General features: G+C 55.6%; 12 protein-coding genes. 3 read left to right on the forward strand and 9 right to left on the reverse strand.

Features of this window, described 5'->3' with window-relative positions; genetic code table 11:
* Positions 1-110 precede the first annotated feature (110 nt).
* Positions 111-1,025, forward strand: a complete 915-nt coding sequence (locus tag ACILQA_RS00845) for a LysR substrate-binding domain-containing protein (RefSeq protein ID WP_395627978.1) — start codon at positions 111-113, stop codon at positions 1,023-1,025.
* Here ACILQA_RS00845 and fdhD read toward each other — a convergent pair.
* Genes fdhD through purU form a run of 9 tightly spaced genes read right to left on the reverse strand, consistent with a single transcriptional unit; the run spans position 973 to position 10,155 of the window.
* Positions 973-1,773, reverse strand: coding sequence for a formate dehydrogenase accessory sulfurtransferase FdhD (fdhD, locus tag ACILQA_RS00850; RefSeq protein WP_395627979.1), 801 nt, complete (start codon positions 1,771-1,773; stop codon positions 973-975). The genes ACILQA_RS00845 and fdhD overlap by 53 nt on opposite strands.
* A complete protein-coding gene (locus tag ACILQA_RS00855) occupies positions 1,763-1,975 on the reverse strand; it encodes a formate dehydrogenase subunit delta (protein ID WP_395627980.1) in 213 nt (70 codons plus the stop codon). Before ACILQA_RS00855 ends, fdhD begins: the two co-directional genes overlap by 11 nt.
* Positions 1,972-4,830, reverse strand: coding sequence for a formate dehydrogenase subunit alpha (gene fdhF, locus ACILQA_RS00860; RefSeq protein WP_395627981.1), 2,859 nt, complete (start codon positions 4,828-4,830; stop codon positions 1,972-1,974). Before fdhF ends, ACILQA_RS00855 begins: the two co-directional genes overlap by 4 nt.
* A 4-nt stretch (positions 4,831-4,834) precedes the next feature.
* Entirely contained in the window at positions 4,835-5,380 is a 546-nt protein-coding gene (locus tag ACILQA_RS00865) for a molybdenum cofactor guanylyltransferase (protein WP_395627982.1), read from the reverse strand.
* Positions 5,381-5,423: 43 nt separating this feature from the next.
* Positions 5,424-6,290, reverse strand: a complete 867-nt coding sequence (locus ACILQA_RS00870) for a homocysteine S-methyltransferase family protein (protein ID WP_395627983.1) — start codon at positions 6,288-6,290, stop codon at positions 5,424-5,426.
* Entirely contained in the window at positions 6,287-7,732 is a 1,446-nt protein-coding gene (locus ACILQA_RS00875; RefSeq protein ID WP_395627984.1) for an NADH-ubiquinone oxidoreductase-F iron-sulfur binding region domain-containing protein, read from the reverse strand. Before ACILQA_RS00875 ends, ACILQA_RS00870 begins: the two co-directional genes overlap by 4 nt.
* A complete protein-coding gene (locus ACILQA_RS00880) occupies positions 7,729-8,139 on the reverse strand; it encodes an NAD(P)H-dependent oxidoreductase subunit E (RefSeq protein WP_395627985.1) in 411 nt (136 codons plus the stop codon). Before ACILQA_RS00880 ends, ACILQA_RS00875 begins: the two co-directional genes overlap by 4 nt.
* On the reverse strand, positions 8,140-9,252 hold the full coding sequence (locus ACILQA_RS00885) for an S-(hydroxymethyl)glutathione dehydrogenase/class III alcohol dehydrogenase (RefSeq protein ID WP_395627986.1): 1,113 nt from the start codon (positions 9,250-9,252) through the stop codon (positions 8,140-8,142).
* 51 nt (positions 9,253-9,303) lie between these two features.
* Entirely contained in the window at positions 9,304-10,155 is an 852-nt protein-coding gene (purU, locus tag ACILQA_RS00890; protein WP_395627988.1) for a formyltetrahydrofolate deformylase, read from the reverse strand.
* Positions 10,156-10,400: 245 nt separating this feature from the next.
* On the opposite strand from purU, the gene ACILQA_RS00895 reads away from it, so the two are divergent.
* Both ACILQA_RS00895 and ACILQA_RS00900 read left to right on the forward strand, forming a co-directional pair.
* Positions 10,401-13,106, forward strand: coding sequence for a TonB-dependent receptor (locus ACILQA_RS00895; RefSeq protein WP_395627987.1), 2,706 nt, complete (start codon positions 10,401-10,403; stop codon positions 13,104-13,106).
* A gap of 129 nt (positions 13,107-13,235) precedes the next feature.
* On the forward strand, positions 13,236-14,196 hold a 961-nt coding region (locus ACILQA_RS00900; RefSeq protein WP_395627989.1), incomplete at its 3' end, for a tetratricopeptide repeat protein.

Consider the following 14,196-nt stretch of genomic DNA (forward strand, 5'->3'; position numbering starts at 1 on the left):
ATTTTCGCATAGCCCTATCTCAAAATGTAGGGCAGTGACGTCATTGGAAACCAATATGCTTTTGAAAGGTCGATCCCATTTCCACCCGCAGCAATATTAACCGTCGTTGGTTGCCGTTGAATGCCTTGCGCGCCTTTGAAGCGGTGGGCCAGAATTTGAGCTTCACAGGCGGCGCATCGGCGCTTTCGGTGTCGCAAAGCGCCATGAGCCGGCATGTCGGCGGGCTTGAGGAATTGCTGGGTAAGCAACTCTTCGTCCGCGACGCATCGCGCCTATTGCTAACACCCGCAGGTGAAGAGCTGCTGCCCGTTGTGAGCAAATGCCTCGACCGGCTTGAGCAAACGATGAACTCGATCCGCAATGATGAAGTGACGAGCCGTTCGCTTCGGCTCCATGTGCCGCCATCCTTGTTACAGCAGCTGTTCCTGCCGATGCTGCGCGATTTTCGCGCTGAACATCCGGACATCCGGCTTGATGTTTCGAGCGCGCATGTCACTGGTTTGCCCGCCACCGATTTCGATATGGCGATTGCCTATGACCGCCCCAATGTTGACGACCGGATTACAGACCTTCTTTGGATGGTCCGTGTCGCGCCGCTCTGTGCGCCCGCGACGGCGATTGCCAGTCAGGGCAAGTCGCTTGAGGAATTTCTGGAAAGTCAGGAGCTGCTTCACCTGAAACTGGACGGAGAACCGCGCGATCTTTTGTGGACGGCCTATCTGCGACAAAATGGGCTGGCCATGGCCACGCATGGTGGTCTCGCGTTTGATACGACAATTGCCGCTGCGCAATATGCCATGGCCGCAAGCGGGGTATTTTTGGGCGACATAGATATGTTTGCCCGGGAAATCGCCGACGGACGGCTTGTCATGCCATATGATGCCGTCATCGAAGACGGCTACGGCTATTATCTGAAACTCCACGCCGATGATTTGGGCGATGCCGCGATTTCTATGTTCCGCAGCTGGTTGATCAACCGGTTTGCGGCATTGCGGCAAGCGCCGAGTCTGCACGCGCTAAGCTGATCAGGCGAAGGCCGGATTTTTCCGCCACGTCAATCGCAAGGTCCGTCGCCGCCGATATCGTCACGAGCATGGGACAGTTGGCAAGGATAGCCTTCTGCGCCAGTTCAAGGCTGCAGCGCGCGGTCAAAATGATGAAGCCGGCTGCGATGTCTATGTCCGCGCGGGCAAGCGCCCCAATCAATTTGTCGAGCGCATTGTGCCGGCCCACATCTTCCCGCGTCATCAAGATAGAGCCATCGGGCGCACAAAATGCCGCTGCGTGCGCGGAACCCGTTTGGGCATTGAGTGTCTGATGTGCACGCAATGCCGATAATGCTGTAAACATCGCAGCGTCAGATACATCGATCTGCGCAGTGACCCGCGGCAAGGGACGCATGACCTCTTCCAGATTATCCATACCACACAGCCCGCAGCTGCTTTCCGAAACGCGCTGACGGGCGCGGGCAAAGACTTTTTCGGCGTTTTCTGCGGGCACCTGAATCCGCAATATCCAGCCCAAATCGGCCTTATGTGCGTCGACGGCCAATATTTGGTCAGCGCGGCTAATCAACCCCTCCGACATGCTAAAGCCAATAGCATAATCCTCAAGATCAACGGGCGTTGCCATCATCACGGCATAGCCGATGCCATTATATTCGATTGCGACAGGCGCTTCGACAATGATGCTGCGTTCTATGGTTTCGGTCGCGCCCTGATCAGGCTTAAGCACAGAAAATTGGATTGGTTTTGAACCCTGATCAGGCGCCATTTTGCGCTTCGGCCAGTAAGCTGATGGCGGCTGCAGCAATCGGAGACAGGCCCGCGGTCCCATGCGCAAAAATCATCTTTTTCATGCGCGGATCCCAGAATTGCTGAATGTGATCGGCGACCGCAGATACAGGCGCAGCATCGGTCGCCAGATTGGTTGCAATCTGGTTTGCCATATGGACGAGGCGCTCGACGCTATTCATTCGGCAGCAATTCCCGTTTCGACCCGGCGCGACCGTGTCGACAAAGCTTCATATTCTTCCTGCCACTCGGTTGGCCCGTTCGATGCGCTAATCTGAACCGCGGTAACCTTATATTCGGGGCAGTTGGTTGCCCAGTCGCTAAAGTCGGTGGTGACCACATTCGCCTGCGTTACGGCATGGTGGAATGTGGTGTAGACGACGCCGGGTGCAACCCGATCGGTTACCGTGGCGCGTAGCGTGGTTTCTCCCGCGCGGCTTGCCAATTTGACCCAATCGCCCGATTTAACGCCGCGATCCTCGGCATCCACTGGGTGAATTTCCAGCAAATCCTCCGGATGCCAGGCAACATTTTCTGTCCGCCGCGTTTGTGCGCCGACATTATATTGCGATAATATGCGTCCGGTCGTCAGCAACAACGGGAAGCGTGGACCAGTTTTCTCATCGGTTGGAACATAATCTGTCACGACGAACTTGCCCTTGCCACGGACGAAGCCGTCCACATGCATGATCGGTGATCCATCGGGCGCGTCTGCGGTCACTGGCCATTGCAGCGATCCAGCTTCATCGAGCCGTGCAAAGGACACACCAGCAAAGGTCGGCGTAAGCCGCGCGATTTCGTCCATGATTTCGGACGGGTGGGTATAGTTCCAATCCAGCCCCATCGCTTGCGCCAGCCGCTGCGTGACTTCCCAGTCCTCCAAACCGTTCATCGGCGTCATCACCTTGCGCACCGGCTGAATGCGGCGTTCGGCATTGGTGAACGTGCCATTTTTTTCAAGGAAGGTCGATCCGGGCAGGAAGATATGCGCGTAGTTGGCGGTCTCGTTCAGGAAAAGATCGTGGACAATGACACATTCCATCGCGGCCAACCCAGCCGACACATGGGCCGTGTTTGGATCTGATTGAAGGATATCTTCGCCCTGGCAATATAGCGCCTTAAATACACCATCGACCGCGGCATCGAGCATGTTGGGTATGCGCAGGCCGGGCTCTGGATCCAGTGTCACGCCCCAGTCGTCTTCAAACAATTTCCGCGCATTGCCATCGCTGATGTGGCGATATCCGGCAAGCTCATGCGGGAAGCTGCCCATGTCGCATGCGCCTTGGACATTGTTCTGGCCACGAAGCGGATTAACACCGACACCCCGGCGGCCGATATTGCCGGTCGCCATCGCCAAGTTTGCGATAGCCATAACGGTCGAGCTGCCTTGCGAATGTTCGGTGACACCAAGGCCGTAATAGATCGCTCCATTGCCACCTGTGGCATAAAGCCGCGCGGCTGCGCGAAGCTCTTCGGCATCCACCAGCGTTACCGGCTGCAGATTTTCGGGGCTGTTGCGGGATTGCGAAACGAACTCGGCCCAATGGCTATATTCGTCCCAGTCGCAACGCTCCCGAATGAATGCCTCATCGGCCAGCCCTTCGGTGACGATGACATGGGCCATCGCCGTCAGCACGGCAACGTTCGTGCCGGGACGAAGCGGAAGATGGTGCTGCGCCTCGATATGCGGCGAACGGACAATGTCCGTGCGGCGCGGGTCGATAACGATTAACTTGGCGCCCGGGCGACCATCCTGTCCGCGCAAACGGCGTTTCATCCGGCTGGCAAATACCGGGTGTCCGTCGGTGGGGTTGGCCCCGATGATCAGGATGACGTCGGTGTCTTCCACGCTGTCAAAATCCTGCGTTCCCGCGCTTGTGCCAAAGGTTGTTTTGAGCCCGTATCCGGTCGGCGAATGACACACGCGTGCGCAGGTATCGACATTGTTATTGCCAAAGCCTGCCCGGATAAGTTTTTGCACAAGGAAGGTTTCTTCATTGGTGCAACGGCTCGAGGTGATTCCGCCAAGGGCGTTGCGGCCATATTTCGCGCTAATCCGTTTCAGTTCGGACGCGGTGTAGGCAAAAGCTTCGTCCCATTCGACTTCGCGCCAAGGATCGCTGATCGACTTGCGGATCATCGGCTTCAATATGCGTTCCTGATGCTGCGCATAGCCCCAGGCAAAACGGCCCTTGACGCAACTGTGGCCACGGTTGGCCTTGCCGTCTTTGTACGGGACCATCCGCACCAGTTGTTCGCCCCGCATTTCGGCGCGGAAGGTGCAGCCAACACCGCAATAGGCGCAGGTCGTGACAACGCTGCGTTCGGGTGTGCCAACTTCGACCACTTTTTTCTCAACCAACGTCGCCGTTGGGCAGGCTTGCACACAAGCCCCGCAAGACACGCATTCAGACTCGAGGAAATTATCGCTGGCGAGACCTGCAGAAATCTTTGAGTCCCAGCCTCTGCCTTCCATCGTCAGCGCAAGGGTGCCCTGCACTTCGTCGCAGGCGCGGATGCAACGCGAACAGGCGATACATTTGCTGGGATCAAAATCGAAATAGGGATTGGAGTGATCTTTTTCCTGCCCCAGATGCGTAGCCTGCACGTCATAACGGACATCGCGCAAACCAACGGCGCCTGCCTGATCCTGCAATTCACAATCGCCATTGGCGGCGCATGTCAGGCAATCGAGTGGATGGTCGGAGATATAAAGCTCCATCACGCCTTTGCGTAATTTTGCCAGATGCGGGGTTTGCGTGCGTACAACCATGCCGGGTTCAACTGGGGTCGTGCAACTCGCTGGGGTCCCCCTGCGGCCATCGATTTCGACTAAGCACAGTCGGCATGAGCCGAAGCTTTTAACACTATCGGTGGCGCATAATTTGGGGATCGACGTGCCTTGTTCTGCCGCAGCGCGCATGACGCTTGTCCCTGCCGGCACAGTCACATTGCGGCCGTCGATCGTAAGCGAAACTGTTTCGTCGGAACGGCTTTCCGGGGTCCCAAAATCATTTTGCGGCTGGTATGTCATATGTCTACCTTATACCCATATTCGACCGTTGAGCAGCATATTGTGCCAGCTCCCGGGGTGTATTCAAGTTGTGAAAAACATCTGCGGATGTGATTGCTTGTGCGCCGGATACGGCAATCCAGTTGCGCATAGATAGATTATCCTGATGACGTAGATGTCTGTCCAGCAATGGCGCAAGCGCGACCGGCCAGACACCAAACAGATAATGACCATCGATATAGACGGCGCGTTCAGAAAGGTGATCTGTCGGAAATTGCGCCACGGGCACGACATCGCAACCCGCGGTCACCACCGCATCAAACCCATTTTGTTGCGCATAATGCAGCGCGGCATTCAGGCCACCCAAAGGCCCCATGTCCGCGAATGGCCGATCTTCGACCCAATCCATGCCCGGCCAAGCGCGCCCACAGACAATCAATTTGTCGACCTGATCGCGCAAGCCATCGGCGACATGTTCCATGAGTGGTTGGCCGTTCAGCAAGGCGGCTGCCTTGTCTGCGCCAAAGCGCGTAGCCTTGCCGCCAGCGATGATCGCGCCCAGCCGCTTCATGCAAAATCCAATGAATAATGGTCCATTGCCGCGTGCCGATCGGTCATGACAGACCGTCCCTCAGCGCGCTGATATGTTCCGGGCCTATTCCGCAGCACCCTCCGACCATATTTGCGCCTGAGGCTACCCATTTTTGTGCCCAGTCCAAGTAGCGGGGCGGATCAAGATCTGCGCGAATTTCTCTCAAGCCGCCATTGGCGGGCACTTCCTCGTCGGTGTGGGCAAAACCATTCGCATATACGCCAATCGCGATCGATTCTGTGCCCAAAGCCTGCTTGGCGCGGAGGACCGCCTCTTCCATCACTTCAGGCGCGCTGCAATTGAATAATATCGCCTCGGCACCGAATTCGGACGCCAGCGAGGCGGCCTGTTCGATCGTCTCGCCTGAGCGTAACATCGCGCTGCCTTCATCATTCAGCGTAAAGGATAGCCAAAGCGGTCGCGCGTCGGCTTTCAGCATTTCGCCAACCAATCGCGCTTCAGCCAATGTGCTCAATGTTTCGGCAAGCCAAATATCGGCAAAAGGCGACAGACCTTCAATCAGAACTGCCAAGATTGCCCGTGCTGCCTCAACCTCAAACAGGTCGGGTCGATAGGAACCCAAGACCGGCGGCAACGAACCTGCCACAATCAAATCATGCCGATTAGCCACATCTCGCGCCAACTTTCCTGCAAGCCGCGCAAGTTCGGTGCCGCGGTTGAGGAAACGCTCTTCGCCGATGTGAAAAGGAACCACAGCATAGCTGTTTGTCGAGATCACCTTTGCGCCTGCCAACGCATAGCGTTCGTGGGCCTGGGTGATAAATTCCGGCGCTTCCATGAGCGCAAGAGCGGACCATTCCGGTTGTTGGAAAGGCGCGCCTAATCGCTGCAATTCGCGGCCCATACCACCATCTAATATGGTGGTCATCGATTGAAATCCTCAGGGAACAGTTTGATGGCGCTCATAACGGGATAGGGGGTGAATCCACCCATCGCGCACAGTGAACCGAACTTCATGGTTTCGGCAAGATCGGCAAGCAAAGCCAGATTGGCGTCGACATTATTGCCTGCGATAATCTGGTCGATCGTTTCAACGCCGCGCGTGCTGCCCAATCGGCAGGGCGTGCATTTGCCGCAGCTTTCAATCGCACAAAATTCCATCGCAAAGCGCGCCATTTGTGCCATGTCGACGCTGTCGTCAAAAACGGTAATCCCGGCATGGCCGATCAGCGCATCCGCCGCGGCGAACGCTTCATAATCAAAAGGCAGATCAAACTGCGCAGGCGAAATATATGCGCCCAATGGCCCACCGACCTGAACACAGCGCACCGGGCGACCGCTTGCCGTGCCCCCGCCGATATCGTTGACCAGCTCGCCAAGCGTAATACCGAACGCGACTTCGAAAAGTCCACCATGTTTGACATTTCCGGCAAGCTGGACGGGCATCGTCCCCTTTGACCTGCCCATGCCGTACGCGGCATAAGCTTCACCGCCATGCGCCAATATCCATGGCACGGCAGCCAGCGTCAGCACATTGTTGACGACTGTCGGTTTGCCAAACAGGCCTTCCAAGGCGGGCAAGGGGGGCTTGGCGCGCACTTCGCCGCGCTTGCCCTCAAGGCTATTCAAGAGCGAGGTTTCTTCGCCGCAAATATATGCGCCTGCGCCAACGCGGACTTCCACGACAAATGGCGCAATCAAATGCGCAGACAGCCGGATAGCAGCTTCCATTTTGGCAATGGCGTGCGGATATTCGGAACGGATGTAGATATAGGCTTTGCTCGCGCCGACGGCGAAACCGGCAATCGCCATGCCCTCGATCAGCATGAACGGGTCGCCTTCCATCACCATCCGGTCGGCAAAGGTTCCGCTGTCGCCTTCATCGGCGTTGCAGACGATATATTTCTGTTCAGCGGGCGCGTTTGCTACCGTCTGCCACTTAATGCCAGCGGGAAATCCCGCGCCGCCGCGGCCGCGAAGGCCCGATGTCATGATGGTTTCGATGGTTGCTTCAGCGCCAATTGCGCGTGCTTGACCAAGACCCAGCCAACCACCCGATGCGTAATAATCGTCCAGCGATGTCGGCCGTGTTTTGCCGGCGCGCGCAAACGTCAACCGGTTCTGCTTGGCGATGAAGGGGTGATCCTCAATCCGTCCGATGGATTTAGCGTCACCGCTTAAGATCGAAGGGACTTGATCGGCCGAGACTTGACCATAGCCCACGCCGTCAATGTCGACCAACGGTTCCATCCAGTGCATGCCCCAGCTGGACACGCGTTCGACTTCGACGCCCGCCGCGGCAAAAGCAGCCGCAACGGCATCCGCGCCACAGGCGAGCGCAACAGCGTCATTGGATATCCGGACGGTCACATGGCCTCCAGTAATGAACTAAGGCGCGCCTGGTCCAATCGGGCGATGACTTGGTCGCCAACCAAAGCAGCCGGACCAACCGAGCACATGCCAAGGCAATAGACATCCTCTATCTTCACGCGGCTTTGGTTTTCGGCAATCGGCACCAACGCGTCGACACCGCGCGCCTTGCACGCCTCGGCGCGGCACAATTTCAATATGGGCCGCGCTTCGGCTTCTTTCCGGAAATCATGGTAAAAGCTTACAACGCCGTACACTTCCGCGCGGGTCAGGTTCAGCGCCTGTGCGATGTCGCGCATGGCATCTTCGCTGACATGGCCGAACGCTTTTTGCACGTCATGCAGGATAGGCAGCAACGGCCCCTCCCGGTGCGCATGTTCGGCGACGATGTCAGCGATTGAGGTCATTTAAAACACCACGACACTGCGGATGCTTGTCCCCGCATGCATCAATTCAAATGCCTTGTTGATCTCCTCAAGCCCCATGACATGCGTAATCATCGGGTCGATTTCGATCTTGCCGGTCATGTACATGTCGACGATCTTTGGAACGTCGGTGCGGCCCTTGGCGCCGCCAAATGCGGTACCGCGCCAGTTGCGGCCGGTCACGAGTTGGAATGGACGGGTGGCAATCTCTTTGCCCGCTTCGGCCACACCAATGATGATGCTGGTGCCCCAACCACGATGGCATGCCTCAAGCGCGGTGCGCATCACTTCGGTGTTGCCGGTGGCATCGAAGGTGTAATCTGCGCCGCCGTCGGTCATCTCGACGATCTTGGCAACAACATCCTCACGGCTCATGCCTCTGGAGTTCAGGAACGCGGTCATGCCGAACTTGCGGCCCCATTCTTCGCGGTCAGGATTGATATCAACGCCGATAATCATACCAGCGCCCGCAAGCCGTGCGCCCTGAATGACGTTCAGCCCAATACCGCCAAGGCCAAAGACAACGACATTGTCGCCGACTTGCACCTTGGCTGTGTTGACCACTGCGCCAACGCCTGTGGTGACGCCGCAACCGATATAGCAGCTTGACTGGAACGGTGCGTCTTCACGGATTTTGGCAACGGCGATTTCCGGCAAAACAGTGAAGTTCGAAAATGTCGAGCAGCCCATATAATGGAATATCGGTTGGCCCTTATAGCTGAAGCGCGTTGTGCCGTCGGGCATCAACCCCTTGCCTTGTGTCGCACGAATGGCGGTGCACAGGTTGGTTTTACCGGACAAGCAGCTTTTGCACTGGCGGCATTCCGGTGTGTATAATGGAATAACATGATCGCCAGGCTTCACGCTGGTCACGCCTGCGCCGACTTCGCGCACGATCCCTGCGCCTTCATGGCCAAGCACGCTTGGGAAGATCCCCTCGCTGTCAAAACCATCGAGCGTATAGGCATCTGTATGGCAAATGCCGGTCGCCATGATCTCAACCAAAACTTCACCAGCCTTGGGACCCTCAAGATCAAGCTCGACAATCTCAAGTGGCTTCTTCGCTTCAAAGGCAACAGCTGCGCGCGTCTTCATGGTAATCGGGTCTCCTAAACTTAACCAAATCGTTGGGCGGGTTGCGCCCGTTTATTTGAACACAATCGTGCGGTTGCCATTCAGCATCACGCGGTGCTCCAGATGCAGCTTGACCGCCCGCGACAGAACCCGGCTTTCGGTTTCCTGCCCCTGCGCTATCAAATCGTCAACCGTATCGGCATGGTCAACGATCGACACGTCTTGGGTAATGATTGGACCTTCATCAAGGTCGGGTGTCACATAATGCGCCGTAGCGCCGACCATTTTGACGCCGCGGTCATAGGCACGGTGATAAGGTTTTGCGCCTTTGAAGCCCGGCAGGAAGCTGTGATGAATGTTGATAACGCGCCCATCAAGCTTCCGGCAAAGCTGGTCTGAAAGAACCTGCATATAACGGGCGAGGATGACGAGATCGACATTCTGTTCTTCGACCATCGCCAACAGCTTGGCTTCTTGTTCCAGCTTGTTTTCTGGTGTCACCGGCAAATGATGGAATGGGATGCCTTCATGCTCCGCGCGGCGCTGCCAATTTTGGTGGTTGGAAACGACGCTGGTTATTTCCATCGGCAACCGCTTGGTTGCTGTGCGGTAGAGCAGGTCGTTCAGACAATGGCCGCCTTGGCTGACCATGATCATCGCGCGCAGCTTCTTACGCAAATCATGAATGCGCCATTCCAACCGGAACGCCGCAGCAACAGGCAGGAACGCCGCCTCGAAACTTTCCGTCGTCACATCAGCGGGGCAGTTGATGGCGATCCGCATAAAGAACCGTCCGGTTACCTCGTCGCCATATTGCGAGCTTTCGACGATGTTGCAGTCCTGGCTGGCAATTGAATTGGCCACCGCTGCGACGATACCCTTACGGTCGTCGCACACTATCAACAGTACAAAATCTGCGCCCATATGCATTATCAATCCTCATCTCGCAAAACGTGGGACCGCGTAGCCGTCGAAGTGCACGCTATCCATTGTTCTCATCCATATATTAGGTCTTCTAATCGCAACATGTAGATGAAATGATTGGTCGGGGAATTTAATTTACCAATCACGAAAATTTGGTCAATTGCTTGACGGGGGCTCCAGTTTCAGTCTTACTGGTGGAGAATTAAAGCCCCCAAAAAATTTGGGGATGGTTGAGGGGAAGAAAATTGAAAAGTTATTTGAAAATTTCGACCGCGGCGCTTGTTATTGCATCGGCTAGTGTCGGCATCGGCATAAACCCTGCATTTGCGCAGCAAACAGCTGAAGAGCAGGACCGCGGTATTGCAGATATCGTTGTGACCGCAACACGCCGTGAAGAGTCGGCCAACCGCGTGCCGCTTGCAATTACTGCCGTGGGCGGTGAAGCGCTGAACGATCTCAACATCACGAAATTCGACAAGCTGATCGAATATCTGCCGAATGTTCGCGCTGCTTCGCGCGGTCCAGGTGCATCGTCCATCTTCATCCGCGGTCTTTCAACGGATTCGCCAGGTCTGCAAATTGCCGGTACCGCTGGTGCGCAGCCTACGGTCGCATTGTACATCAACGACGCGCCAGCATCGCTCGTCGGACGTAACCTTGACCTTTATGCGGTTGACCTTCAGCGCGTCGAAGTTTTGGCAGGTCCGCAGGGAACGCTCTTCGGCGCAAGTGCGATGGGTGGTGCGGTCCGCTACATCACCAACAAGCCTGATACGGGCGAATTCCATGCCGGGTTCAACTCGAGCTACGCCTTCACCAAGGGTGGCGAAGAAAGCGTTGCTGGCGATGCATTCATCAACATCCCGCTTATTAAGGACAAGCTGGCAATCCGCGCTGTGTTCTATACCGACCGTCAGGGTGGTTATATCGACAATATCGCAGGAACATATCAAATGCCGTTCAACGGCAATGTTGGCGTTGCTGGAAAATTGCCTACAGGTAACCCATTGTTGGTCATGCGCGCAATTCAGTCTTGCCAAGCTACTGCCACGACTGCGGTTCCGAATTGCACAGGTAGCCTTTACCGTGCGCCAACACGTCAGACGATCAACAATGACGCATTTGTAGAAGATAACTACAACGACGCGACCTACCGCGGTGGCCGTGTGGCGCTGACTTGGAAAGTCACGGACGATTGGTCTGTCGACTTGATGCATGTGCGTCAGGAACTCGACACGGACGGTGTATTCGACTTTGAACCTGATGTGGGTGACCTGAAGGTTACCAAGTTCAATGACAACTCGCTGCGTGACCGCGTAAATCTCTCGACATGGGGCGTAAACGGTCGTCTTGGCGCGCTCGATTTGATCTACACCGGTTCATTCCTGAAGCATCGTGCAACACAAGTTGCTGATTATGCCGGATATTCGAACATCGGGCTGTATCTGCCTTATTATGAATGCGATCGTGGCGTATATTACACCGCAGCGTATAACGGCAATATCGGCAATACCTGCTATGCGCCGAGCAAAAGCTATCAGGTTCGTAACCGGACTGAGCGTATGACGCATGAGTTCCGCGTAACAACACCTGCTGATAAGCGTCTTCGCGGTACCTTTGGTTTGTTCTACGATGATAACAAATTGTTCGACAATACCGACTGGTCATATCTGCAACAGGCCGCTGGCTTCGTCTATCGCCGCGCGCCGAATACGGCAGTGAACGCCAATGACAAGAGCGTACGCCCTGTCAATGTCGGCTTCTTCAACGACATCCAGCGTAAGGATACGCAGTTTGCTGCTTATGGTGAAGCGTCCTTTGATATCGTTCCAGACAAGCTAACTTTCACTGGCGGTCTTCGTTATTATGACGAAAAGGCTTCCATCAACGGTTCGTCGAACGGCAGCTTTGGCGGTGCACGTGGTGTCTACAATGCCACTACCGGAACCTATACGGCGGCATCTTCAGGTCCAACGACGTATAATGTCAGCGCCAACTTGAATGTACTTTACGCTGACGCTTCGCCAGCAAAGTATAGCGGCACTTTGTACAAAGCCAACTTGACCTATCGCCTCGACGAATCTTCGTTGGTTTATGCGACATACTCGGATGGTTTCCGTCCAGGTGGCTTCAACCGTCGTCCTTGCCGCGTACCAAGTGCTATTTGCCCTACCAATGCAGACTTTGTCCGTTTGGGTACCTATGTACCTGACAAGGTTCAAAACTATGAAGTTGGTGGTAAATTCTCGCTGCTTGATCGTCGTTTGCAGGTCAATTTCGCTGCGTATCAGATCGACTGGAGCAACATCCAGATCACTGTTTTCGACCAGAATATCTCGAACCAAACATTCACCACAAACTTGGTGGATGCACGGATCCGGGGTCTGGAAGGCGACGTAACGTGGCGCACCACGCCGGAATTGACGTTTAACAGCGCATTTTCGTACAACGACTCTGAAATGACGAAGTACCGGAAGAGCACAACAGTGCTCCGTCCGCTCGGTGGTCCGCTTGCTTTGAGCCCCAAATTCCAGTTCAATGCTCGCTTGCATTGGGAAAAGGAACTTGCCTCGGGTCTTGCTCCGTTCGCACAGATTGGTGTTCATTATGTTGGAAAGAGCGTCTCTGACGTTATCGACAACGTAAACATCAAGTATCAATCATCCAACCCGACACTGGGCTACGCTGGTTCAATTCCTGTCACCTACAACGGTGTCACGGTGCGGCCTGGCGACGTCATCGCGCCAATCGCTGGAGCCCAGAACCTTGGCTCATACTCCACAGCTTCGGCATCATTCGGTGTCTCGAAAGACGAGTGGCGTTTGGAAGTGTTTGGTGACAACCTGACTGACGAGCGTCCCGAGCTGTACAAGAGCGGGAACGACGGTGAGTTGCGTACAACGACCTCGCGTCCACGCACAATCGGCCTGCGTTTCTCGTACAAGATTTAAGCAACACGGCGGGCGCCCCTGGGAAACCGGGGGCGCTTTGCCATTTCTGCATTTCTGCATTGCGTTAAGCGTGCGAATTGCGGCAGGGTTCGTGCAATCGTTCGTCACAATATGGGAGAGTAGGTGACAATGTTGGCCGAGGCCTCGCCGGATAATATTGACGCCATGTTGCGTGAAGCGCGGTCGCATTTGCAAAATGCCCGCTTTGCCGACGCGGAGGCTTTGTGCGCGCGCATATTGGAAGCCGCGCCGGATAACATTGATGCGCTGTACACTTTGGCGGTAACACAGCGTATGCAGCGTCAGGTTCCTGCGGCGCTCTCGACACTTGATAAATTGATTGCGATCGACGCTGGCTACGGCCGTGCGTGGCAAGAACGCGGGCATTGTTTTCGCGACAGCGGTTTGACCGAAGAAGCAATTGCCGCTTACCAGCGCGCAGTAACCCACAATGGCGCATTGGTCGCAAGCTGGCGTATACTTTCACAAATGCATGATACAGCCGGGCGCGAGGGGCCGGCTAATTTTGCACATGCCCAATATACCCATCTTTCCGCCCTTCCGCCTGAGTTGCTAAGCGTTGCTAGCTTCATTCAGGAAGGGCGTATCTACAAGGCAGAGCAATTGTGCCGCGCGTTCCTGCAACGCAACGGTCACCATGTTGAGGCGATGCGCCTGCTTGCCGACATCGGCATGAAATTCAACGCCTATGACGAAGCGGAATTTTTGCTCGAGTCTTGCAAGGTTCTGGAGCCCGATAATGTCAGCGCGCATTTCGATTATGTGAAAGTATTGCGCAAACGCCAGAAATTCGAACTGGCACTCAGCGAAGCGTCGGAACTGCGCGCAAAAGAACCGGGTAACCCAGAGTTTGAAATGCTGTACGCCAATGAAAATCTGGCCGTCGGCAATTTTGATGAAGCGATGCTGATTTATGAGGCTCTGCTTGGGTCTATGCCGAATAATCCAGGCATAAACCTGACCTACGGCCATGCGCTTAAGACCGTCGGGCGGCAGGATGACGCCATTTCTGCCTATCGCCGCGCCTATCAAGTTCGGCCAGACTGCGGTGATGCCTATTGGAGCTTGG

Origin of the sequence: Sphingorhabdus sp., from assembly GCF_044239005.1 — a bacterium.
In the GTDB taxonomy this organism is placed as follows: Bacteria; Pseudomonadota; Alphaproteobacteria; order Sphingomonadales; family Sphingomonadaceae; genus Sphingorhabdus_B.